Annotated in this window: 22 protein-coding genes; 15 read left to right on the forward strand and 7 right to left on the reverse strand. The window is 50.4% G+C overall.

Features of this window, described 5'->3' with window-relative positions; translation table 11 throughout:
• Positions 1-46: 46 nt before the first annotated feature.
• Both L6442_RS01195 and L6442_RS01200 read right to left on the reverse strand, forming a co-directional pair.
• Entirely contained in the window at positions 47-886 is an 840-nt protein-coding gene (locus tag L6442_RS01195) for a lipoate--protein ligase family protein (protein WP_212979117.1), read from the reverse strand.
• 95 nt (positions 887-981) lie between these two features.
• Positions 982-1,767 carry a GNAT family N-acetyltransferase gene (locus L6442_RS01200; RefSeq protein WP_212979118.1) on the reverse strand — a complete coding sequence of 262 codons (786 nt, stop codon included), beginning with the start codon at positions 1,765-1,767 and terminating at the stop codon, positions 982-984.
• A 219-nt stretch (positions 1,768-1,986) separates the two neighbouring features.
• Here L6442_RS01200 and L6442_RS01205 point away from each other — a divergent pair, with 219 nt between their 5' ends.
• Positions 1,987-2,598, forward strand: coding sequence for a TetR/AcrR family transcriptional regulator (locus L6442_RS01205; protein WP_212979119.1), 612 nt, complete (start codon positions 1,987-1,989; stop codon positions 2,596-2,598).
• Between the two features lie 3 nt (positions 2,599-2,601).
• The gene (locus L6442_RS01210) at positions 2,602-3,354 is read left to right on the forward strand and encodes a glycosyltransferase (protein ID WP_212979120.1); all 753 of its coding nucleotides are present in this window, start codon (positions 2,602-2,604) and stop codon (positions 3,352-3,354) included.
• A gap of 72 nt (positions 3,355-3,426) precedes the next feature.
• Here L6442_RS01210 and L6442_RS01215 read toward each other — a convergent pair whose 3' ends face one another.
• On the reverse strand, positions 3,427-4,254 hold the full coding sequence (locus L6442_RS01215; RefSeq protein WP_212979121.1) for a methyl-accepting chemotaxis protein: 828 nt from the start codon (positions 4,252-4,254) through the stop codon (positions 3,427-3,429).
• 238 nt (positions 4,255-4,492) lie between these two features.
• On the opposite strand from L6442_RS01215, the gene L6442_RS01220 reads away from it, so the two are divergent.
• Positions 4,493-5,536 (forward strand): hypothetical protein, encoded by a 1,044-nt coding sequence (locus tag L6442_RS01220; RefSeq protein ID WP_212979122.1) that lies wholly within the window; start codon positions 4,493-4,495, stop codon positions 5,534-5,536.
• A gap of 353 nt (positions 5,537-5,889) precedes the next feature.
• Positions 5,890-6,114 carry a cold-shock protein gene (locus L6442_RS01225; RefSeq protein WP_212979123.1) on the forward strand — a complete coding sequence of 75 codons (225 nt, stop codon included), beginning with the start codon at positions 5,890-5,892 and terminating at the stop codon, positions 6,112-6,114.
• A gap of 86 nt (positions 6,115-6,200) precedes the next feature.
• Here L6442_RS01225 and ald read toward each other — a convergent pair whose 3' ends face one another.
• Complete coding sequence (ald, locus tag L6442_RS01230; protein ID WP_212979124.1) at positions 6,201-7,328, reverse strand: alanine dehydrogenase; 1,128 nt, start codon at positions 7,326-7,328, stop codon at positions 6,201-6,203.
• Positions 7,329-7,548: 220 nt separating this feature from the next.
• Here ald and L6442_RS01235 point away from each other — a divergent pair, with 220 nt between their 5' ends.
• The 4 genes from L6442_RS01235 (at position 7,549) to L6442_RS01250 (ending at position 13,989) form a co-directional block, all read left to right on the forward strand.
• Positions 7,549-9,201: a PucR family transcriptional regulator gene (locus tag L6442_RS01235; RefSeq protein ID WP_237100169.1), complete on the forward strand. Its 1,653-nt coding sequence runs from the start codon at positions 7,549-7,551 to the stop codon at positions 9,199-9,201.
• A 59-nt stretch (positions 9,202-9,260) separates the two neighbouring features.
• Positions 9,261-10,262 carry a glycosyltransferase gene (locus L6442_RS01240; RefSeq protein ID WP_212979125.1) on the forward strand — a complete coding sequence of 334 codons (1,002 nt, stop codon included), beginning with the start codon at positions 9,261-9,263 and terminating at the stop codon, positions 10,260-10,262.
• Between the two features lie 96 nt (positions 10,263-10,358).
• Positions 10,359-12,104, forward strand: a complete 1,746-nt coding sequence (locus L6442_RS01245) for an ABC transporter ATP-binding protein (RefSeq protein WP_212979126.1) — start codon at positions 10,359-10,361, stop codon at positions 12,102-12,104.
• A complete protein-coding gene (locus tag L6442_RS01250) occupies positions 12,091-13,989 on the forward strand; it encodes an ABC transporter ATP-binding protein (RefSeq protein WP_373871821.1) in 1,899 nt (632 codons plus the stop codon). Before L6442_RS01245 ends, L6442_RS01250 begins: the two co-directional genes overlap by 14 nt.
• Positions 13,990-14,336: 347 nt before the next feature.
• On the opposite strand, the gene L6442_RS01255 is transcribed toward L6442_RS01250, so the two are convergent.
• From L6442_RS01255 to L6442_RS01265, 3 genes are all read right to left on the reverse strand, one after another.
• On the reverse strand, positions 14,337-14,987 hold the full coding sequence (locus L6442_RS01255; RefSeq protein ID WP_212979127.1) for a DedA family protein: 651 nt from the start codon (positions 14,985-14,987) through the stop codon (positions 14,337-14,339).
• 482 nt (positions 14,988-15,469) lie between these two features.
• Positions 15,470-15,598, reverse strand: coding sequence for a DUF4023 family protein (locus L6442_RS01260; RefSeq protein WP_194234075.1), 129 nt, complete (start codon positions 15,596-15,598; stop codon positions 15,470-15,472).
• A gap of 71 nt (positions 15,599-15,669) precedes the next feature.
• Complete coding sequence (locus L6442_RS01265) at positions 15,670-16,116, reverse strand: TipAS antibiotic-recognition domain-containing protein (RefSeq protein ID WP_212979128.1); 447 nt, start codon at positions 16,114-16,116, stop codon at positions 15,670-15,672.
• A gap of 253 nt (positions 16,117-16,369) precedes the next feature.
• On the opposite strand from L6442_RS01265, the gene L6442_RS01270 reads away from it, so the two are divergent.
• From L6442_RS01270 to L6442_RS01300, 7 genes are all read left to right on the forward strand, one after another.
• The gene (locus L6442_RS01270; protein WP_212979129.1) at positions 16,370-17,323 is read left to right on the forward strand and encodes an ABC transporter permease; all 954 of its coding nucleotides are present in this window, start codon (positions 16,370-16,372) and stop codon (positions 17,321-17,323) included.
• Positions 17,320-18,264 (forward strand): iron chelate uptake ABC transporter family permease subunit, encoded by a 945-nt coding sequence (locus L6442_RS01275; protein ID WP_212979130.1) that lies wholly within the window; start codon positions 17,320-17,322, stop codon positions 18,262-18,264. The genes L6442_RS01270 and L6442_RS01275 overlap by 4 nt, the downstream gene beginning before the upstream one ends.
• Positions 18,261-19,019 (forward strand): iron ABC transporter ATP-binding protein, encoded by a 759-nt coding sequence (locus L6442_RS01280; protein ID WP_194234079.1) that lies wholly within the window; start codon positions 18,261-18,263, stop codon positions 19,017-19,019. Before L6442_RS01275 ends, L6442_RS01280 begins: the two co-directional genes overlap by 4 nt.
• A gap of 454 nt (positions 19,020-19,473) precedes the next feature.
• The gene (locus tag L6442_RS01285; protein WP_212979213.1) at positions 19,474-20,442 is read left to right on the forward strand and encodes a siderophore ABC transporter substrate-binding protein; all 969 of its coding nucleotides are present in this window, start codon (positions 19,474-19,476) and stop codon (positions 20,440-20,442) included.
• Between the two features lie 191 nt (positions 20,443-20,633).
• Positions 20,634-21,791, forward strand: a complete 1,158-nt coding sequence (locus tag L6442_RS01290) for a winged helix-turn-helix domain-containing protein (RefSeq protein WP_212979131.1) — start codon at positions 20,634-20,636, stop codon at positions 21,789-21,791.
• Positions 21,792-21,851: 60 nt separating this feature from the next.
• On the forward strand, positions 21,852-23,159 hold the full coding sequence (locus L6442_RS01295) for an MFS transporter (RefSeq protein WP_212979132.1): 1,308 nt from the start codon (positions 21,852-21,854) through the stop codon (positions 23,157-23,159).
• 117 nt (positions 23,160-23,276) lie between these two features.
• A complete protein-coding gene (locus L6442_RS01300; RefSeq protein WP_212979133.1) occupies positions 23,277-24,293 on the forward strand; it encodes a S66 family peptidase in 1,017 nt (338 codons plus the stop codon).
• The last annotated feature ends 62 nt before the right edge of the window (positions 24,294-24,355 follow it).

Raw genomic sequence — 24,355 nt, forward strand, 5'->3', positions numbered from 1 at the left:
CACATTAATTGACGATGGTATTTTTCCTTTCGAGCGGAATTTTTGCTTATTTGGGAGCATAACGCTGCCTAAGCTGATCGGCCATCGCCTCAACCTCCCGCGTGCCCGGGAGCGTTAGTTTGGCAGCCGAAGCGGCAATTCCCTCGGCTGTTTGCCGGCTGCGGATGACGTTTTTGACCGCTTCGGCGAAGCTCGCGGCAGCATGGGGACCGACTCCAGCCAGCTCGGCAAGGGAGGCGGTGCTGCTGCTTTCCACCTGCGGGAAGTCGCCGGTCTCCGCCCCTTTGCCTGCCCGGTCGTAAAATTCCCGAACGAGCCCGGCCCGCTCTTGCCCCGAGCCATCCGCGATGACAAAGGCCTGCACGACGAAGGCATTCGCCTGCCGTCGCTGCGCGATTCCGCAAAATTTCCGCCCGCCGATGCTCAGGTCGAAATCCCCGGGGCAATATGCGCCGGCGATTTCCCCTTTGTCGACCGAAACGCCTGTGTGGGCCAGCGCTGCGCGGATCAGGTCGTACATCCGCTCAAAGTCGCCGCGGAAACGCTCGTCGCCCGCCCCTTGCTTGGGCAGGATGAGCGACAGGTTTACGACGCCAAGGTCAAGCGGTACGGCGGCGCCTCCGGAATTGCGGATAGCGGTTTTGTACCCTAACGATTCCAGCCAGGCACAGGCTTTGGCCGCTCCCGGCAGACGGCTGTCGCGCAGCCCGATGATAAAGGAGCGGGGATGCCGCCAAATATGGCATAGAGGAGGTCCGCCTTTGCCGGTTTCTTTGCACAGCAGTTCGTCGAGCGCGAACGGATACAGCGCATCTTGCTGCGGATCAGGGTTCATCCGGTCCAGTATAAGCATGGAGCTGAATTCGTCGTTGATGATATCGGACATAGGGATCACTTCCTTTCGCAAGCGAGTTTTTTGGGGTCCCCGCAAAGTATTTGGAATAAGCATCGAGCATGGGCTCCACTTTGTGGGGTATTGCTTTAAGCAGGAATAACGAATTGGATAATGTACTGATGGGCGACATTTTCGTAGCCAATGGACTGATATAGCCGAATGGCGGCCTCATTTTCTTCAAAGACATTCAGATAAACATTAGGCGAAACGGCTGCTCCTGCTCGGGTCAGCTCTGCGCAAACCATTTTTCCTAAACCCTGTCTTCTAAATGCCGCATCTGTTCCAATATTCCCAAGTTCCACATAATCTTCGCTATAAATGTGATAGCCTCCTACAGCGATCAAACCTTCCTTTCCCGCCACGCCGAAGAAGGGATGATCCAGTTCTTCCTTGGTAAAGGCCATGGTCCCGAGTTTTTTCATCATGGATTCAATCTGCCCAAAGTCAGCTGGCCCCAAGCGCAGCACACGCGGATCCGCCGAAGGCAGCATCTGATGATGTATATGCTTCATGAGAAGCAATTTTTCCGGAGGTGTGGAAAATGCAATCTGATCGCGAAGATCGGCCATGTCCTGTTCATGTACGATAAAGTTGCCAATGGCCTCAACGGGTAAATCCAGCTGTTCTTTCATAAAAGCCAGCACGGCCCGGAAATCAAACGATTTTTGTGCGGGAAAAACGGAAAAAGCGTGAAACGGAAGTCCTGTCAGGAAGGCTAAAACGCCAAGCAGCTCTCCTTGTTCCGTGAACTGCCCGTAATGCACTGTATTTTGCTTGCGTGATGTCAGGTACGAAAAATACAGAAAATGCCTTTCCCGATCGAGCGATGCGAGGATGGCATCAAGCTCTCCCGGCGTTAATTTGCGAATCATGGTTCTGCTCCTATCCTTGTGTGTCTATTTATATTTCCTATTCGACATGGAGCTATAAATATCCTTGGTATGCTTCTGCCGATTATCGCCAGATGAAAAGAGATGCTCGCTGTTCCTGGCCCCTTGTTAAATAAATAAGTATTGAATCGAGTAAATATATGGGATACAATATATAGAGACCGATCGGTCGGTCGTATTAAAATGAAAGGTCTGTTCGTTATGAAAAAAAGTAAAGAGGAAGCTGAACAAACCAAACAAGAAATCGTCGATGCGGCCAAGGGACTGTTTGCGGTGAAAGGTTACGCGGCAACATCCATGAATGATATCTGTACCGCCGCCGGCTGCAGCAGAGGTGGACTTTACCACCATTTTGAGAGCAAGGAGGACTTGTTTATTTACCTGGCGGATCAGGCCTTTACCGGGTCTTGGAAGAACTGGGACGAGGAGATCGATGATGCGATGACGGCAACGGAGCAACTGTACGCCTATGCCGACTATTTTGTTGATACGCTCCAAAAGCCCCTTAACAAAGCAGGAGAAGAGTTTCTGAGCCGGGTCGGTCCGAATTCCGAAGCCGGACAGCGGTTTCTCGGCATTTTGACGACCTATATGCAGCGCTTCGAAAGACTCGTGCAAAATGGCCTTGACCGCGGCGAGTGGAAGGGTGACAACGTGCAGGAGCTGGCCATGATGATCCTCGGCTACTATTCCGGTCTCAGCGACAGTATCCAGTTGATGGGTAAAGGAGACGCCAAACGGTTTTACCGCAAAGCAACGAAGCTTTTACTCGAAGGGATTCAAAAAAAAACGATTTCCCTAAGGGGGCGATGAATCATGAATAGTCCATTTACATCCGGGTCCGATCAAAATATCAAGTTTACCGTTGTTATTCCAGCCCGAAACGAGGAGAAGTACATCGGCCGCTGCCTTGATTCGATTGCTGCAGCTGCCAAACCTTATCCGGGACAGGTCGAAGTGATCGTCATGATCAACCGCTGTACGGACCGGACGGCTGAAATTGCCGAGTTATACGGCGCTGTCACGATACCAATCGAAAGCAAAAATTTGTCCCAAATTCGTAACGCCGGCATACACGCCGCTCGGGGCGAGATCATCGTCACGATTGACGCTGATAGCTGGGTGACGGACAACATGCTGACGGAAATCGAACGGCTGCTGCAGACAGGCAAATATATCGGGGGTGGCGTCCGCTCGGCTTTTGAACGAAATTCCCTCGGCATCGCCATGTCGGCGCTTGTGCTGATCGTTCCGCTCCTTTTCAAATACGGACTGTTAACCGTAGGCCTCTTCTGGGGCTACAAAAAGGATTTTGAAGCGATAGGCGGTTTTAACGAACAGATGCTGATGGCGGAAGATATCGAGTTTGCCAGCCGCCTGAACAAATGGGGGAAGCGGAACGGGAAAAAATACGGTACCGTGACGAAAGCAGTAATGACAACTTCATGCCGCAAGTTCGACCAGTACGGGGATTGGGGTCTAGTCAAAAATCCGAGGATCGTCCGCGCGTATCTGAAGGGCAATGACCGCGAATATGCGGATCAGGTCTATTACGAAGTCGAAAAATAAATGAGCAGCATACGAAGTGTAAGATAAAAAAACCGGGACAACCTCATTCTAAGGCTCCCGGTTTTGCGTTTTTTAATGACCTCCAAGCAGCTTGCTGACAAATACCTTCATGTCTTCGCCCGTACGGTTCAACTGCTCGATAACCTCCATAAATTCGCCAACCAGTTCTGCTTGCTCCTGGGAGGATGTAGCGATCTGGGAGAAATCCGATTCCATTTGCCGAATCGAATTTTGGACGCTTCCCAGCGTTTCGGAAATTTGCGCCGTCGCCCGTTTCGTATCTTCGGACAGCTTGCGAACTTCCTTGGCGACGACATTAAACCCGGCCCCCAGTTGGCCGGCCCGTGCGGCCTCGATCGAGGCGTTCAGGCCCAAAATATTGGTCTGGTTAGAGATGTTGCCGATTAAATCGATTGTTTTATTGATGTTCGCGGATTCCTGAACCGCATTTTTGGAGTTGTCCAAAATATGCTCGCTGGTAGCGGAGAGTTCTTCGGAATGTGCGGCTACATTTTGGACCATATCGACAAGACGGCTGGAAATCCCCTCAATTTGCCCCATGTAATCTTCAAGCCGTTCCTGGTTCTCGTAGCTTTGCGCCATGGCCAGAGCCCCCACGATTACCCCTTGGTCATCGCGAACGGGAATGGCGGTTGCCAATATGCGTTTTCCGTAAATTTCCGCCGGAAGCTGTGTTGACGAGTGCTGCCCGGCAAGAGCTGTTCTCAGATTTTGATCTTCTTGTGGAATGGGGTCGCCCGCTTTGAGTCCGAAATCAATCGTATCCGAAGGCTCATAAAGCAAAAATGTTTCCAGGTCTGTTACCCCAATCATCATTTCTCCACCTATGATCTGTTTAATATACGGCACCGCGGCGATGATTGCATCCAGAATATTCATCGTTCTCCACCTGACTCTCAATAAATTGGCAAAAATAAAATTGTGCCTGATTAGTCCTTGCGTTATCTATTATATCGTCATTTTTTAGCACAATTGTGAGAAGGGGCGCTTCCACAATGAAAAATGGATGGAGATCAAGATTATGTAATTTGATCTTTATAAGGCGGAATATGATATATTTAAGGTAGATAAATCAAAATTCCAATAATTGAAAATTAGACAAAGGCAGGTGGATTTCTTGACATCACGTAAATCGATCAATTGGGCTGCGCTGCTGTTTCTGGGCTGCTTTTGCCTGATTACGCTCACGGACAGCTATGTGGCACGGAAGGCGCCATTTGCTTCCGACCAGCGGGTGTTAAGTTATGCATTATTGATTGATTATGTACTTGTGATTCCTTTGATGTACTGGCTTTTGATTGTCCGAAAAAAAGGGGGCGGCGTGCTAAAGGCGCTTCAGATCATTCTGCCATGTGCCGTACTGGCCTGGTTTGCGCTGCCCGCATCTGGACGGGAACTTCTGACCGACGCCTCCCTGCCGCTGAAGCTTCTAATTGCCGCCTTCGAAGCACTGGTTATTTTCATAGAGGTCAAAATTGCGTATGGACTGGTCAAACGGTATCGGGAGGTTCGCCTGATGGAGAGCAGTACGGCGGAAGCGCTGCGGATCAGCGTCACTAAAGGGCGGAATAAGCCGTCGGTGCTGGCTTCCTTGATTGTGAACGATCTATTGATGGTGTATTATTTGTTTTTCTCCTGGAAAAGGAAAGGCGTTCCATCGCAGCTTGGCGTCCTTTCGTTTACCTATCACCGCAAGAGCGGACAAATTCTGTTGGCTGCGGTATTTACGCATATTATCGTTATTGAGGCTTTTGCCATGCATCTGCTGGTGGCGAATTGGTCGGCAATAGCCGCGTGGATTTTAACCGGGGCGGATATTTGGTTGTTGTCGCACCTTTGGGCAGATAGCCGGGCATCGGCGCTTCAGCCGCTGGAAGTACGGGAAAATCAGCTGCGCATACGCTACGGCATGCGGATTCAGGCCGACATTCCATACGACTGCATCGCTCGGGTAGACACTGCGCTGGAGTTTCACCCGGATAAGGCAGAAAGCAAGCATGCCGTGCTCCCGGTCGTAACGCCTAATGTCCGGATCAAACTTTCGAAGCAGATGGAGGTGCAATCGCTGCTGTTTTTGCCGCGGAAGGTAGACACCATCTTCCTGGCGGTGGATGAGCGGGAAGACTTTGCGGGAATTTTGCGAGAAAAATGCAATTTTTAACCATGAGTGAAATATAATATAGGACAGACCATCTCAGGTCAGCATGAACCGCCCGGCTGCGCCGGAAAGATTGTAACCATGACATATAAGTGCGTGTTCAAAAAGGCCGGTTTTCAGCACCGAGAAGATTGGATGAAGCTAGGGACGAAAGGAGCGGAGCGTACGTAGTGGGTACGTGAGCACCGGAAGGCCCGGCTGAATTCAAGATTCGATGCCGAGTCCACTTCCTGATTTACTTCGTGATCAAAAGCGGACTTTTTGAACAACCTCTATAACATAATTTGGCGCTTCCGGGCCATACTAAGGAAACAGCTGGGATGCTGCGAAAATACAGGATGAGGATGGGATACAAGATGTACTTCGGCAAAAAAGCGGTTGAGGAAATTCCCGAGGCGGATACGGCGATTTGGAGCTGCACCAATGATGGCTGCAATGGTTGGATGAGGGATAATTTTGCTTTTGAGCAGGTGCCTGTATGTGCCCACTGCAATTCGCCCATGGTTAGCAGTACGAAAATGTTGCCCTTGGTCGTCAACGATCATCCTATTAAAATGCTCAAGAAGGGCACCTTGATATAGGTGCACGCCATCATATGAAAAGGAAACAGGGTCTTTCATCGAGAAGACCCTGTTTCTCTTTGACCGCCGGGATTGGCGGTGGCAATTTAAATTGTGACTTTGCTGAAAGCTTTTTCGGCAGGAATGTATTCATATCCTAAATCGCGGGCTACCGCTTCATAGGTGACAAAGCCGTTGACCACGTTGGCACCGCTGCGGATGGCCGGATTGGCGGCCAAAAGCTGCTGCAGCTCGGTATCCGCAAGTTTGAGGGCGAACGGCATCGTGGCATTGGTAAGCGCGAGCGTTGATGTACGCGGTACGGCCCCTGGCATATTCGCGACGGCATAATGAACGACGCCGTGTTTGACATAAGTCGGATTGTCATGCGTGGTAATATGGTCGATCGTTTCGACTACGCCGCCTTGGTCAATGGCCACGTCAACGATGACAGAGCCGGGTTTCATCGTTTTCACCATGTTTTCCGTCACCAAACGCGGAGCTTTGGCTCCAGGAATTAACACGCAGCAGATCAAGAGATCCGTTTCGGCGACAGCCTTGGCGATATTAGCCGGGCTGGAAACCAGCGTGCTGATCTGATTTCCGAAAATTTCGTCGAGCTGGCGCAGACGGGGGATGCTGAGATCCAGCAGTGTTACATCGGCACCGAGACCCGCGGCGATTTTGGCGGCATTCATTCCGACGATGCCTCCGCCGATAATGGTTACCTTCCCCCGGGACACGCCGGGAACGCCGGAAAGCAAAATCCCTTTGCCGCCATGCGGACGTTCCAGAAGCTGGGCCCCGATCTGCGCGGCCATGCGTCCCGCCACTTCGCTCATCGGCGTAAGCAGCGGCAGCGTACCGTTTACATTTACCGTTTCATATGCGATGGCATGTACCCCGGAAGATACCAAGGCCTTTGCGAGCTCCGGTTCCGCCGCAAGATGCAGATACGTAAAGAGAATGAGGCCTTTGCGGAAATAACCGTATTCGCTAGGCAGCGGCTCTTTGACTTTCATGATCATGTCAGCCTGTGCCCATACTTCTTTGGCTTCCGCCATGATGATCGCTCCAGCTTCTTTATATTCCTCGTCGGTGAATCCGCTTCCAGCTCCGGCGCTTTGTTCTACGAGCACCTTATGCCCATGCTGGATGAATTCGATGACGCCTGCAGGAGTAACAGCTACACGATTTTCGTTATTTTTAATTTCTTTAGGAATTCCGATGTTCATAACAGATCTACTCCCCATTCATTAAGTTTGCCTGAGCGACAACTTTTCAACATATATAAAAATTTTACAATTGATTGTTATACGTTGCATCATACGTCTTGTCAATGCAATAAATCACATGACCGTACATTATGTTCAGTAGGCATGCCATGGCCGTATTGAAAATAGGCCGGCAACCTTCTATAATGTCACCATCAAACCAGAGGGAGGTGACTGGCTCTTGGACGGATTTACGCTTTATATCAGGGATATGCTGAAGCGTCCCGTATTTCAGGGAGCACAACTGATTGCAGGCGCTGGCGGCATCGGGCGCAAGGTCGGATGGGTTCACATATTGGAGATTGCGAATGTAGCCCCGTTCGTCACCCAAAACGATCTTATTCTCACGACCGGCTTGTGGCTGCGCCATTATGAGCAGGAACATCTGTCCTATATGCAGCAGCTTATTCGCCAGGAAGCGGCAGGACTATGCGTCGAGCTTGGCACGAGCATTGAAAATATCCCCAGCGAAATTATTGAGCTTGCGGATGCATCCGATTTCCCCTTGATCGTATTTGAGCAGCCTGTCCGTTTCGTTGAAATTACCCAAGACATTCATGGTCTGCTCATCAACCAGCAGCATCAGATGCTGAAAGATTTGGAGGCCTTTTCCCGCAAACTTCAGCAAATTACCCTTCAAAGCACCGACGTCAACGCCATCCTCCATGTATTATATGAATATACCGGACAACAAGTTGTGTACCATTCTACCGTAGATACGAACAGATTTATGCCCCGTCATCTCTCCCAAGCCGATACAGAAGAAATTACGGCCTTGTACCGGCGCAAGGTGGAAGGAAGCGAAGCAGCCCAGCAGAAGGCAAGCTTATTCGCACTTCCGGAGGAACGTCGGCTGCTCTCGCATCCCGTCATTTGCCTCGGACAGACGCTGGCGCATGTCGGAGTGGTGATCCCCGGCAAGCAGGAGCAGGACCGGATTACGCTGCTGCTGGATTACACGGCCAAGTCGCTGGCGTCTCTTTTACTTAGGATGCTGTTTTTGGAAGAAAAAATGCTCCGCGATCAAAATCAGCTGATCCAGGATATTTTGAATCATCAGATTGAGGATGAAGAAGAAGCGCGGGTCGGCATGGGGCTGCGTCCGCCAAAGCAAGCGGAGATATGGTTTGCTGGCGGAATTATGGAGCCGGAATTCAGTTTGGGGGAGGAACCCGACCGGGATAAGCTGGAATCGGCTCAGCAGGACCTGCTGGTCAGACTTCGTGCGCTTTTGAAAAAACATGCCCTGCATAATCTGCTGATGCAAAAGGGGAGCCGGATTTATATATTGTGCGCGCGGGATAAATTCTCCAAGGAAGAGACGCCGGTCTCCCTACAACAAACGATTCGCAAAATCACGGAACGTTTGCAGCAGCCGGCCTCCGGAACGCCTTCGTTCCAGCTGCATGTTGGTTTTGGCCTCATACGCACCCGGATGACGGAAATGCATCGCAGCTTCAAGGAAGCCGAGCAGGTGCTGGAGGTGATGCGTTCCGCCTCAGAGATACGGGAGGGGCTTTTTTATGACCGGATCGGAGTATACCGTCTTCTGAAGGCGGTTCCGGCGGAAGCGCTGGAATCATTTGTGCAGGATCAGCTCGGAGCCTTGATGGCATATGATCAGGAGCATCATCTTCATCTGCTGCCGACGCTCGATATGTATTTGAAATGTATGGGTTCGAAAAATGATACGGCCAAAGCGCTGTTTATCCACCGGCAGACGCTTTATAACCGGCTTGACAAGCTTGCGGAGATCTTAGGAGAGGATTATTTGGAGCCAAGCCGGCGCGTCTGCCTGGAAATGGCTTTGCTTGCGCTGCCGCTTATCACTTGAATTCAAAATTCGGATGTTTGACGAAAATAACAGCTTGAAGCAAAAGGATGAATCAAGGAATGAAAAAAGTCGGACTTGTTATGAGAAAAATTCAATTTAGCGAAAACCAGGGCCCGCGCGTATTTGCGGACCGATTGAAGGCGATCGGGGAGGAGCTCGGAATCGATATCGTGTTTATTTCCCCGGAGCGCCATGTCAGCGGATACGACTGGGTGCCGGGTTATGAACATGAAAAAGGCGACCTGGTCAACTACGACATCGTGCTCGATCAGATTAATCAAAATCGCATTGAACATGTTATCTATACGGTATCAGGTTTTACCTATCTCAAGATGTTCGTTGAGAAAAGCGTGCTATTCCCGCACAGCTTCCCTGATCCTGCATTGACGGGGTACGAAATGATGAAGCCTTTTTATCAAATGGTGGATAAAGCAATCGTGCAGACGGAGTTTCTGAAAGAGGAATTTGCCCGGAATTTCGGCGTCACCGATGTTGATGTCATTCCGATTGGATTCAGCGAAAGCTTGGCGCACAAGCATTTTGATCCGGCGCAAATTGTAGAGAACCGCATTCTGTGGATCGGGCGGGATGAGGAAAACCGCCGGCCGGATCTGGTGCTGGAGTATGCGAAGCGAAATCCGGACAAGGAGGTATTTATGGTTTTCGGCGGCGAGCGCTACCGGGAAAGCATGAAGAAATACGATATCCCGGATAATGTACGCCTGCAGTTTGCCTTAAGCCAAGATGAGGTATTCGCGCTGATGAATTCGGCGAAGGTGTACTGGAACTGCTCCCGCTTTGATACGTTTGCCATGCCGCTTACCGAGGCGCTTGCAATGGGTAAGATCGTGGTCAAGCCGGAGCATCCTTGCTACCGCCATATCAATGCGCGCCATTCCTTTTCAGGCAATGAGGAAAACTCGTTCGAACTGGTGAACATGGCTGCCGCGCTGCCGCAATCGCATTCCATGGATAATCGCTATTATGCGTTTGACCAATTTTCAAGCCGGGTGATGAAAGAAGGATACCGAGATTTTTTTGATAAGTGGCTCAGAGATTGACGGAAGCCGCCTTAATCAGCGAATATGTATGTATATACATAAAGCATAAGGTTTGAAAAATGAACCTAATCTGATGCGCAAAAGGTGTGTTCATCGATGGCCTTTTTTCACAAATATGTTCGGAGATACGGAAAGCTGTTTTGCGTAGCCGTGTTATTTTTGACGCTGGAGGCCTTTTGCGACTTGCTGCAGCCAACGATTATGTCGAAGGTGATTGATGAAGGCGTCGCCGCAGGGAGCATGAACAAAGTGTTTACGCTGGGCGGGCTGATGCTGCTCGTGACGGGAATCGGCGCTTTGTCGGCTTCGGTCCGCAACATCATTTCCAGCCATGTCTCGCAGCGGTTCGGGGCGGAGCTCAGATCCGATCTGTTCCGCCAAATTCAGTCGCTTTCGTTTGAAAATATAGACCGCTTTGACCGGGCGTCGCTGGTGACGCGTCTGACGAATGATGTTACGCAGGTGCAAAACTTCGTAAACGGTCTGATGCGTTTTTTCGTCAAAGCCCCTTTGTTGGGGATCGGCGCGTTGATTATGGCGCTCAGGCTCGATATTCATTTATCCGTGGTGCTGGCCATCGTCGTGCCGATTGTGGCTGTCCTCATCATCATGAATATGAAAATCAGCTTTCCTTTTTTTATCCGCGTCCAGCGGGCGCTTGACCGGGTGAATGGAGTGATGAGGGAGTATTTATCCGGTGTGCGTGTCGTCAAGGCGTTCAACCGGTTTGATTATGAAGTGGATAAATTCCAATCCGCCAATGATGAGCTGTCCGAGCGTTCCTCCGCTTCCATGCGCGTCATGTCGGTGTTTGGTCCGGGCATCTCTTTGGTTGTCAACTTCGGCATCATCGCCGTGCTGTGGCTCGGCGGCCTTCGGGTTGACCATGGGCAGATGCAGGTCGGAAGCATTATTGCGTTTATTAACTATATGACGCAAATTTTGTTTTCGCTCATGATGATTTCGAACGTGTTTAACATGTTCGTCCGCGCCCGGGCTTCTGCGGGTCGGATTGGCGAGGTCATGGCGGCAGAGTGCGGGATGCCGGGGGATAAAAACGATGTCCCATCAGGCCAACAGGAGCGGGGCCGGATCGATTTCGAGCATGTCAGTTTCGCCTATGCGGGTTCCTCGGGAGACCCGGTCATCCGCGATTTTTCATTGACCTGCCTGCCTGGGCAAACCATCGGGATCATCGGTTCGACGGGTTCGGGAAAAACCTCGCTTGTTCACCTGATCCCAAGATTCTATGATGCCACTTCCGGTACGGTCAGAGTGAACGGAATGGATGTGCAGCAGATGGATCCGAAGAAACTGCGGGAATCGATTGCGATCGTTCCGCAGAAAATCATGCTGTTTACGGGAACGGTGGAAGATAATCTGCGCTGGGGCAAAGAGGATGCAAGCGACGAGGAGCTGAAGCAGGCCGCTCGGATGGCGGAAGCGCATGATTTTATTATGGCTTCTCCGGAAGGTTATCGCAGCCGGATCGGCCAGGGGGGAGTCAACTTTTCCGGCGGCCAGAAACAGCGGCTTTCCATCGCCCGGGCGCTGGTTAGAAAACCTGAAATCCTCATTTTGGACGATTGTACCAGCGCGGTAGACGTAGCGACAGAGAGCAGGATCAAACAGGCGTTAAGAACGTACGCCAAGGGTTTGACCTGTATTTTGATCGCGCAGCGCATCACTTCGGTGATGGATGCCGACCGGATTGTCGTCATGGACCGGGGGGAAATAGCCGGCAGCGGCACGCATGATGAACTGATGCAAAATTGCCGGGTGTACCAGGAGATTTACATGTCCCAAATGGGAAAGGAGATGTTGCCTAATGCCGCAGAATAATCAGGCGCGTGATCAGCAGCAGACTCCTGTGCCGCAGGGGGGAGGCGCTCCCGGAGGAGGACCGGCGCCGATGCGGGGGATGGCGGCAAGCCGCGGTACCGGTGCAAAACCCAAAAATTTTGGCGGCACCCTCCGGCGTTTATGGGGATATATCGGCAGGGAGCGTAAGCTCTTATCGCTTATTTTCTTGTTTATTTTGCTGGATGCCGCCGTCACGCTGCTTGGCCCGTATCTGATCGGCAGATCCATCGATACGATGACGCCGCGCATCGGCAGCGTGAATTTCGGCCTGCTGCAGCTGCTCATCCTTGTGCTTGGAGCGGCATACGTAACCGATGCAGTGCTGACGTTCCTGCAGGGTTGGCTTATGGCTGGCGTTTCCCAGCGGATTGTGGCTTCCTTGCGCCGGGCGCTGTTCGGGAAGCTGCAAAAGCTGCCGGTGGCTTATTTCGACGCCCGTTCCCACGGCGAGGTGATGAGCCGTCTTACGAACGACATCGATAATGTGAGCTCGACGATTTCCCAATCAACGGTTCAGCTGATGTCAGGCGCGATTACAATCGTGGGTTCGCTGGTGATGATGATTATTTTAAGCCCGATCCTTACGCTGGCAAGCCTGATCACCGTACCGATTTTGTTTCTGCTTACGCGCACCGTCACCCGAAAGACTAAAGTGCTGTTCAAGGAGCAGCAGGTACAGCTTGGTAAGCTGAACGGACATATTGAGGAGAGCATCTCCGGGATGGAAGTCGTCAAAGCGTTTAATCATGAAGACAAGGCGATAACCGATTTTGAAATGGTAAATGGAAAGCTGTTCGAGGTGGGATTAAAAGCACAGATCCGCTCGGGTTTCATGATGCCGATGATGAACGTGATCAACAATATCGGGTTTGCGGCCGTTGCTTTGGTAGGCGGGGCGCTTGCCGTCAAAAGTTTGATCACCGTCGGCGTTATTGCTAGCTTTATCAGTTATTCCCGTCAATTCGTCAGACCTTTGAACGACCTGGCCAATATTTATAACCTGCTTCAATCCGGGGTCGCCGGCGCTGAACGCGTATTTGAGGTGCTGGACGAAAAAGAGGAGCCGGAGGATTCCGACGGCGCGAAGGTTTTGGATCAGATCCAAGGCGAGGTTGTATTCGATCAGGTCAGCTTCGGGTACCGACCGGAAGTACCGATATTGAAAAATATCAGCTTTACCGCGAAGCCGGGCAGCAGCACGGCGTTGGTCGGCCCGACAGGGGCCGGCAAAACGACGATCGTAAACCTGCTTACGCGCTTCTACGATGTCACTGCCGGTTCGGTCCGGATCGATGGAAAGGACATCCGGGATTATACCCGGGACAGCCTCCGGCGCAGCTTCGGTTTTGTTTTGCAGGATACCTATTTATTCTCGGGAACCATTAAGGAAAATATTAAATACGGCAAACCGGACGCGGGCGACGAAGAGGTCCGGATGGCTGCGGCCATGGCCAATGCGGACGTGTTTATCCGGCGTCTGCCTGAAGGATACGAAACGGTCCTATCCGAGAACGGCGGCAACTTGAGCCAAGGGCAGCGCCAGCTGCTGGCGATCGCCCGCGTCATGCTTGCAAAGCCGTCCATTCTGATTCTCGACGAGGCGACAAGCAGCATCGATACCCGTACGGAGCTGCATATCCAGGATGCGCTGCTGCATATGATGCAGGGCCGGACGACGTTTATTATCGCGCATCGTCTGAACACGATCCGGGATGCCGACACGATCATGGTCATCGACCATGGGGAAATTATCGAGCAGGGAAATCATGAACAGCTTATGGCTCAGAAGGGGTTTTATGCTGAAATGTTCGAGAGCCAATTCAAAAATTTGGACCCCGCGACGGATGCTGCGAATGGAGAATGAAGGGCCAAGACGCCTGATTTCAGCAGGTGCCTTCAGATTGTCGAGAAACCCTGTCCTTTTGGAGGCGTAGGGTTTTTCTCGCATTCCAATTTTTCTGAAATGCGCCTAACGAAACTGTGGAGCGTTATACCCATAAAAATAGTACCGATTTAAATTTAACGAAACTACAGATCGCTATTTGGACGAAATATAGCCGGATGGACTATTTTTGAGCTGAATAGCGTTTCCCGGTTTCGTTAAAAGTTTTAGAAGCTCATTTTTGCCTAAATAACGATTGTAGGTTTCGTTAGCCTATGAACCGGCTGATTGGTCCGGCCAATGGGAAGCATGACGATGCCCCGCCTTTCCTAGTCCTGCTCCTGATCAGAGTTTTGTTTGGGGGATGAGGTGTTGACGCCGGGAAAGCCGCCGTTTCTCTTTTTGTATTTCTTGAAAAGAACGACAAGGGCGACGATAGCGGCAAGGATGAACATGGACGCTGTAAAGTACTTGGCGGCGACATGCAGCAGCTGCTCGATATTCGGGCCGAGGAGTTTGCCGATCATGACGTATGCAAGCACCCATACCAAACCGCCGATGAAGTCCAGAATAATGAATGTGCGCAGACGGATTTTCAGCACGCCGGATACGTAACCTGTGAAATGCCGCAATCCCGGCACAAAATAGCTGATCAGAATAAGCTTGTTGCCGTATTTGCCGAACCAGGACGTAACTTTCGCCAGGCGTGCCTGGTTCAAGAGCACGTATTTTCCGTACCGTTCCAAAAAAGGAGTACCAAGTTTATAGCCGATGTAATAGGTCACCGTTGTGCCTACGATGGCACCCACATAAGAATAGAAAATGATGAGAGGAATATGAAAGTTTCCAAGCGAGGACATATGTCCGGATATGGCCATGGCGAGTTCCCCCGGGAAGGGGATAGCCAGAGATTCCGAAAAAAGCCCGATAAATAAAACAAGATAGCCGTATTGTTCAAAAAGATTGTTCATCCATTCCATATGTTTGCTCCTTTATATTGGCGAAAAGTCTTATGCAGCCGCATATCATGCTTTGCGTAAGGACACTCGTGATTTCAGCCATGAGTTGTTTGGACATCTGTTTGGTCACACCAAGATAGATGCAGGAGAATTAAATCCTGGTGTCTGTTCCATTCTAAAGAAATCGATGGATCATCGGAACTGACCGGAGTCCAGCAGCAAACTAGACTTTGGTCTGGCAGCGTGGTCATTGATTTAGACGGGAAAAGCTCCCCCATCCCTGCAGAAAAATAGATACGGGAGCCCCCGCCGGTTTTGTTTATCTTTAGCGTTGACAAGAAAACCCACACCAATACACCTACAAAAAGCCACGGATTGACATCTTCGAATCCTATGGGTCCGCTATACTCCAGCGCCTGATTTCTGGCGATCCGCCCGAGTAGGAAAGCAAAACAAAAAAGCATCCATTCTTTAAATTCAAGAATGAATGCTACTCCCATTAGCTATTTATTGGAGCTGTGCTGCTTGTTCTGCAGCTTTGCGCTCGGCACATTTTCCCCGCGCTTATTTTTGCGCTGCTTTTCCTGCTGCTCATGAATCTTGTTTACAAAATCACGCGTGCTGTCCGTCATGCTAGCATTACGCTCCCTTCGTGATCGAAATGGTATTCCATGTTACGATACCCGAAATCAAGGGATGGAATTCATACGGAGGAGAGACATTCCTCCACGAACTGCAGCACTTCCGGGCGGAGGGGAACGAGGCCTTGATTGGTTGAATCGGGGTTCTTGCGCAGTTCCCAGAACTTATTCATCAGATCTTTATTCTCGCCAAAGGTTTGTTCGGACAGCCGCTCAATCTCGCTCGCAATAGCTTGCCCTTCGCTGGAATCCGGCGGTAATCCCGCCTTTAGACAATGCTCGATCCGGGCGATGACCCGAACCCAGCTTTGCGTCAGTTCGTCGCTGCTCTCCAGCCGCGGCAGCTTCTCTTTTAAAATCCTCAGTTCTTTTTCGTCAAAATAAGATTCCCAGCTGTTCGTACGCTCCCCCGATTTCTTTACCAGCGGCAGCAGCGCCTCCCAACGGATTTCGCCTTCCGCGCCGTTCTGCTGACGGCATTTGCATAAATTGCATGCATTTTTTTGCATGAAGATATGAAGCGGACAGCTGTAATCCCTGTGGTTACGGCTTTTTCGCCGTTTTCATAGTGTGTACTTCTCGCAAACAAGCTTGATTTAATAAGACTTTAACGGTTGACAAAAACGGGTCAGCTGGTAGAATGATAACTGAAATCACTCAATTGAGAATGAATATCATTATTACAATAGGTATTATTATGCATAACCAATTTCCTGCGTTTAGGAAGCGGATAAAGACTGGACAGAAAGAGTCGAACTTGTTATGAAAATCAGGTACTTGTGGGCAGCATTCATTATTTTCTCATTCATTTCCTTGTTCGTCGGTGTTAAGGATATTTCGCCGATGGATCTTTTTCATCTGACTCCAGAGCAGCAGCAGGTATTTTGGATCAGCCGGCTGCCGCGGCTTGTAAGCATTATTATTGCAGGCACCAGCATGAGCATCATCGGTCTCATTATGCAGCAGCTGACGCGCAACAAATTCGTGTCGCCGACAACGGCGGGTACGATGGACTCCGCGAGATTCGGCATTTTGGTGGCTATGATGTTATTTTCGAATGCCGGCATGCTGGAGAAGATTCTGGTGGCGTTTCTGTTTGCGCTGCTGGGCACTTTCATTTTCATGCGCATTCTGGATAAGGTGAAGTTCAAGGACGCGATTTTCATCCCGCTGGTGGGACTTATGTTCGGCAATATCGTCAGCTCGATCACGACCTTTTTTGCCTATAAAAACGACTTGATTCAGAATATGTCCTCGTGGCTGCAGGGGGATTTCTCAACGGTGCTCAAAGGGCGCTATGAAATGCTGTATATCAGCATCCCGCTGTTGATCATCGTCTATCTGTTCGCGAACCGCTTCACGATCGCGGGCATGGGCGAGGAATTTGCGGTCAACCTGGGGCTGAATTACAAGGCAGTCGTTAATATAGGCCTGGTGCTGGTGGCGGCGGTTTCCTCGGTGGTTATTCTGACGGTGGGGACGATTCCTTTTCTCGGTCTGGTCGTTCCGAACATCGTGACATTGTACCAGGGCGACCATCTGAAAAAGAACCTGACGCATACCGCCTTGCTCGGAGCTGTGTTTGTCCTGTTTTGCGACATTCTTGGCCGGCTCATCATTTATCCGTATGAGATTTCCATCGGCCTGACGGTCGGCGTGCTGGGCAGCGCGATCTTTATTTTCCTACTCCTGAGAAGAAAGGCTTACGCATCATGAAAAAAAAGCTGATTTTCCTACTCGTGATTGCACTTGCGCTGATTGCCGTGTTCATGTTCATTCAGGCCGGAGGCAACTGGGATTACGTGCTCCCGCGCAGAGGCAAAAAAGTGCTGGCGATGGTCATCACAGGCGGAGCGATTGCTTTTTCCACGGTCGTTTTTCAGACGATTACCAATAACCGCATCCTGACGCCGAGCATTATGGGGCTCGATTCGCTATATATGCTGTTCCAGACTTTTATGGTCTACATATTCGGTTCGGCCGGTTTGACCATGATGGGCAAAAACGTGAATTTTATTATATCGGTTGGCCTGATGGCGCTCTTTTCGCTTGTTTTTTACAAGCTGCTGTTTAAACGGGAGGGGCAGAACATATACTTTCTGCTGCTGCTTGGGCTGATCTTCGGCACTTTGTTCCAAAGTTTGTCTACATTTATGGAGGTCTTGATTGATCCGAATGAATTTCAGATCGTACAGGATAAAATGTTCGCCAGCTTCAATAATATCAACACGGAACTGCTCGTTTTGTCGATCGTTTTGATGGCTGGGATTGCGATATATTTTACGCGTTATGCCAAGTTTCTTGATGTTATTGCGCTTGGGAAGGACCAGGCGGTCAATCTGGGCGTGGATTACGACAAAGTCGTGAAGAGAATGCTGATCGTGGTGGCCGTGCTGATTTCCATCTCGACGGCTCTTGTCGGGCCGATTACGTTCTTGGGACTGCTTGTAGCCAATGTCAGTTATCAATTCATGCGTACTTATCGGCATCATTTTCTTATTCTAGGCTCCATGCTGCTCAGCGTGATCGCCCTGGTGGGCGGACAGCTGCTGGTCGAGCGGGTATTCACTTTCTCTACAACGCTGAGCGTCATCATCAATCTGGCCGGAGGGGTATATTTCATCTACCTGCTTCTGAAGGAGAGTAAATCATCGTGATCGAGGTCAAAAACGTAACCAAACAATACAGCGGCAAAAAGGTCTTGGACGATGTGTCCGTCACGATTCGCAAAGGGAAAATCACTTCCTTCATCGGCGCCAACGGCGCAGGCAAAAGCACGCTCCTGTCGCTCATCAGCCGGCTCGCCAAAAAGGATGGCGGGGATATTCTGATCGAAGGCGGCCCGATCGACAAATGCAAGAGCTCCGATCTGGCCAGGAAAATATCCATTCTGAAACAATCCAACCATATTAATGTTCGTCTTACGATCCGGGAATTGGTGAGTTTCGGACGATTTCCTTACTCGCAGGGCAAGCTGAAGCCGGAGGATTGGGAATACGTCGATGAGGCCATCCGGTATATGGAGCTGGAGGATCTTCAGCATAAATATCTGGATGAGCTGAGCGGAGGCCAGCAGCAGCGGGCGTATATCGCTATGGTTATCGCTCAAGACACGGAATACGTGCTGCTTGATGAGCCGCTGAACAATCTGGATATGAAACATTCCGTGCAGATTATGAAGGTGCTGCGACGGATGGTGGATGAGCTTGGCAAAACCGTTATTATCGTCATTCATGACATCAATTTTGCTTCCGTTTATTCCGATGACATCGTGGCTCTCAAAGACGGGAGAGTCGTCAAAGAAGGACCCGCCGTGGAAATTATAGATTCCCCTGTGCTGAAACAGGTATACGGCATGGACATTCAGATTCAACACATCAACGATCACAAAATTTGCGTTTATTATGCTTAATTAACATGTTCAACCTCTTACTGTTGGAAATTATATGGGTGCATGTCACGAACGCTAGGGCCCAGCTGAAACGGCGGCATCACATAATTTTATATAATTTCATTTTTTCAAAAAGGGGTTTGGCAAGCGAAGGGGACGGAATTGGTTTTTTAAACATTCAGAAAGTATGAATTTCCGGGGTCCCCGCAAAGTAATCGGAATAAGCTTCGAAGGTCGCGCGTCACTTTGTGGGGTTGAATTTCCGGGGTCCCCGCAAAGTAATCGGAATAGGCTTCGAAGGTCGCGCGTCACTTTGTGGGGTTGAATTTCCGGGGTCCCCGCAAAGTAATCGGAATAGGCTTCGAAGGTTACGCGTCACTTTGTGGGGTTATTTTAAAATCAGTCCGTCAACGTAGCGGTTACCGAACCTAATATATTATAAAATGATGGGGTGACCACATTGAAAACAAGAAACATGTTCATGCTGATCATTTCCGCAATGCTGGTATTTGTACTGGCTGCTTGCGGTAACAATAAAAATGCTGAAACACCGATGAAGGAATCGGAAGCCAATGCGGCGACCGCGCCTGCCGATTCGGAAGAACTGACCGTCAAACATAAGCTTGGCGAAGCTAAAGTGAAAAAGAACCCGCAAAAAGTTGTCGTATTCGACTTCGGCATTCTGGACACGCTTGATAAGCTGGGAGTAAAGGTAACAGGTGTGCCGCAGGCCAACATTCCTCCATACCTGTCCAAATATGCGGATAAAGAAGCATATAAAAACGTCGGCAGCTTGAAAGAACCGGATTTTGAGAAAATTAACGCCTTGAACCCGGATTTGATCATCATTTCCGGCAGACAATCCGACGCCTATGAAGAACTGAACAAAATTGCTCCAACCGTATACCTTGGTCTGGATACCAACCGCTTCATGGATTCTTTCAAAGAAAACATGAATACGGTCGGCCAAATCTTCGGCAAGGAAGATGAGATCAAAACCGAGCTGGAAGCGATCGACAAATCGATTGCCGAAGTTCATGACAAAGCTGCCGCTTCCGGCAAAAAAGCGCTGATCGTACTGGCGAATGAAGGCAAGCTGAGCGCTTACGGTCCGAAATCCCGTTTTGGCATCATTCATGACGTGCTTGGATTTGCGGCGGCAGACGACAAAATCGAAGTATCGACGCATGGCCAAAGCGTAACTTCCGAATATGTGGCAGAGAAAAATCCGGATTACCTGTTTGTCGTAGACCGCGGAGCTGCAATCAAAGATAAGGAATCCGCTTCTGCGAAGGAAACGGTGGAAAACGATCTGGTGAAAAACACGAATGCATTTAAAGATGGACATATCGTCTACCTTGATCCGAACTACTGGTACCTTTCCGGCGGCGGTCTGTTGTCCGTACAGGAAATGGTAAAAGAAATCGGAGACAGCATTAAATAAATCCGTATATCCGTATACGAAGAAAGCCGCTTGCACTTGATGTGCGGGCGGTTTTTTTGTATGAACTTCCGGGGTCCCCCGCAAAGTAATCGGAATAAGCGGTTGAGAGTCGTTTCCTGAACATGCTTTAATAGGATTTAGAAAGAAATTGAGAGGTCTTTTCCAGATCAAAAAAAGGGAGAAGAGGACGTATGGCCGGGCTTGAGTTTGAACCTTGCGATTATTCCGTCAGCTTTCAGGCTGAGAAAATCAACTTGCTTGCGAAAGAATACGCGCTGCTCGAATTTCTGTACCGTAATCGCGGTAAGGCTTTCAGCCGGGAGCAGCTGCTGGATCAGGTATGGCCTATGGAATATCCGGGCGAACGAACGGTGGACGATCATGTGTACCGGCTCCGCAAAAAAATGAAGCCATGGAGCGGGAAAATTCAGCTGATCACCATGCGAGGGCTTGGCTACAGCCTCACCATAAAAGAAACGCCGGGACTTTCGGTCCCGTCGCTGACGGACAGCGGATTGCAGAAGCAAATCGGACAGCTGCTGGACACCTATCTTCTGTTAGGGCAAAGTCAATCGATGTTGGCCCTCGTCAATCAGCAGGAGCTTCTTGGCGTGAATATCAGCCCCTCCCACCAAATGTTTTTGAGGTTTGTGCGGGCAGATCTGGACTGGTTTCTGGAAAGCGATGCGGAAGACCGCGATAAATTATATTGGCTGCTGATGTTTTACTACTCTTTTTACATGGAACCGGAGAAAAGCCTGGATTACTTTGAACGGACGATTGAATCGGGGATTTTACCGTTTGAGATGGATCGCGAGCTGAAAGTGTTAAACATCCTCGGTCTTTATGCAGATAATGGCCGTGTTGAAGAGGATCTGCAGCGAGTGCAAGAAGCTTATCGAATCATCGAAAAGGAGCAGGGTGAGCTGGACACCTTCAAGGTTCATATTGCCATGTCGGAAATGCATATCCATCTGGTCGCAGGCAGCATTCCAGAGGCAAAGCGCTGCTCCAAGCAGATCGAAGACATGCTGGCTGACGCTCCATATTTGCGGGAAATTAGCGCCTATCATGGTTTATGCGGGAAATTGCAGCTGCTGCAAGGCCGCCGTCAAGAAGCCGCAGCTGCATTTGAATATGGCCTTGAGGCCGCCGAAGCGGCGCATAATGTACCGCTGCTTGCCCGGTTGATCATGGGTACGCTCCGTTTTTTGAAAACGACATATAGGGATCCCAAGCTGCTGCGGACTTTTCAGACTCGATATGATGAGTTTGAACGGGTATATAAGCCGGAGGCATATAAACAGCCCATGGAACAGATGATTGAGCGGATTTTGGGTTCTGTCTGATATTCCTCTGATATTTCTTCGTTAAAGTGAGAGTAATTCTGATGAAGCGGAGGAATATTCATGTCTACTGCATCTGCAACAATCGGGCGCCGGGCATCCATTTGGAGCAACCGGATCTTTACTAAAATGTACTCGGCTTATGCAATCTCATCTTTTGGCGAATGGTTCGACGCCTTTGCGATTGAGATTCTGGTGGCATACCGCTGGCATGCGGATCCGTTTATGATCGCCCTGATCCCGGTGATGATGGCTCTTCCCGGCATTCTGTTCGGCTCTTTTGCCGGCGTGATCGCCGACCGGTGGAAGAAGGTCAATCTCATGCTGCTGGCCGATGCAGCCGAAACGCTGCTCACCATATTGCTGCTGTTTGCTCCCGGCATGTACTGGCTGCTGCCTTTGCTTGCGCTTCGGGCCGCTATGGGAGTGTTCCGCGTTCCGGCGCATCAAGCCTTGACGCGCCAGGTGGTCCGGGAGGATCAACTGCTCAAAGCAACCTCATATAACGGGCTCGTCAATCAATTTTCCAAAATCGCGGGGCCTCTTCTTGGCGCAGTGGCTTTAACGGTCATCTCACCGCAATTATGTATTTTGGTGAATGCCATCACGCGTTTTTTCTCCTGTGTTTTGCTGTTTACGCTGCGGCATATCGATGAAAATGCGAAGGTGGAGAAGCAGGAGGAGGCCGTTGTCGCGGAGAACGGTGAAGAGGTAAAGATGAGCTTCGTCCAATTGTGGAAACAGGGATGGGCGGTGCTGCTTCAGCGCCGGATTCTATGCAGCAGTTTTATCATCAATATGATCGTTATGCTCGTCATCTTGATGATCGATTTTCAATTTCCGACTTTGTACCGGGAAATCGCCCCTCATAACGAATCTCTGCTTGGCTCGATGGTTGCGGCCACGGGAGTCGGAGCGTTCATCACCATCCTGCTGCTGAATCGTCTTGGCAAAGTGAGGTACGGACTTGGCATTGGGGGAGGAGCCGCCCTCATTGGAGCCGCCTTTGGAAGTATGGGGCTCTTAAGAACGGGCTCGCATGAAATATGGAGCATCGTCTTGGGACTTGTGATCGGTGTCGGGAACGGGCTGTTTATCGTGACTTATAACTATGTCCTGCAGAAAGAAACCCCCGAAGGTTTGACTGGCCGGATTTTTGGCATCCAAAATATGTCCGTCAGCACGATGATGATCGGTGCGCCTTTAATCGGAGGTTTACTGATTCATGGAATGGGCGTGAGCAAGGTATTTTTCTTGCTGGGAACGGTTGTTTTAATTATTGGCGTTGTATGCATGGGTTTTCAGCGCATCTTATGGCCGGCAAAGTTCCAAACAACGCAGCCGCAAGAGATGCGTGAGGTTTCCGGGTAGCGGTCTCTTGGCCATTGCCTTATGCTGGTTTTTGGCCGTGAATGCGTTTATGCTTATGGTGATGTATCTGATCTATTAACATTTTTTGAAATATAGAAAGGAATAGGGGAGGACGGCATGATTCGATATCCGTTTTTAAAAGAAGGGGCCGCGATTGGCGCGACGGCGCCTTCATCGGGCGTAGATAAAAGCTTGCATGGCTTGATCCGGGAGGCCAGCCGCCGTTTGGAAGAGGCGGGTTTTCAAGTGATTGCCGGGGATACCGTTTGGACGCAGACAAAGGCGAAATCCGCTCCGGCGAAGATACGTGCCGCCGAATTCAACCGGATGCTGCGGGACGATGCCATCGATCTGATCGTGCCGCCTTGGGGCGGCGAACTGTTGATTGAGATTTTGGAGCATCTGGATTTTGAGAATATGCCGGAAAAATGGATTCTCGGTTATTCCGACATCAGCCTGCTGCTGTTGGCCGTTACGCTCAAAACCGGACTGGCAACGGCCCATGGCACGAGCCTGGCGGATTTGCGAGGCGAATATTCCGACGAGACGACGGCGATGTGGCGTACCGTGTTGTCTACGGCGGCCGGCGAATCCGTGATCCAGCATTCATCGGCAAAGTTTCAAAAAGAGTGGAATCATGCCGCGCCATCCCCATGTGTTTACCATTTGACGGAACCGACCGAATGGAAAACGGTGTCCGGCAGCCAGGCCGTTCTGAAAGGCCGTCTGCTGGGCGGCTGTGTCGACGTCATCCGGCATGTGATCGGCACGCCGTTTGGCGATGTCCGGCGTTTTCAGCGGGAGCAGATCGGCGGGGAACCGATTTTATGGTATCTGGAGAATTGCGAGTTGAATACGGCGGATTTGCGCCGATCGCTGGTACAGATGAAGCTGGCGGGATGGTTTGATCATACTTCCGGCCTGATGTTCGGAAGAAGTTCAGCGAACCGCCCGATTGAAGATTATACCGCCGAGGATATATACCGTGAGCTGGCGGAAGAACTGCAGATTCCGGTCATCTATGACATCGACTGCGGTCATGTTCCCCCTCAGGTCACTCTTATCAACGGTGCTTACGCAGAAGTAGAAGTGGAGAACGGGCAGGGGAAGGTAACGCAGTATTTTAGGCCGTAAGACGTTGGGATTAAGAAGCGAAGGTCGCGGAGCGTTAATAATCCGGTAGAGGCTTTTGGCGC

This window comes from Paenibacillus azoreducens, assembly GCF_021654775.1.
GTDB classification, from domain to species: Bacteria; Bacillota; Bacilli; order Paenibacillales; family Paenibacillaceae; genus Paenibacillus_AQ; species Paenibacillus_AQ azoreducens.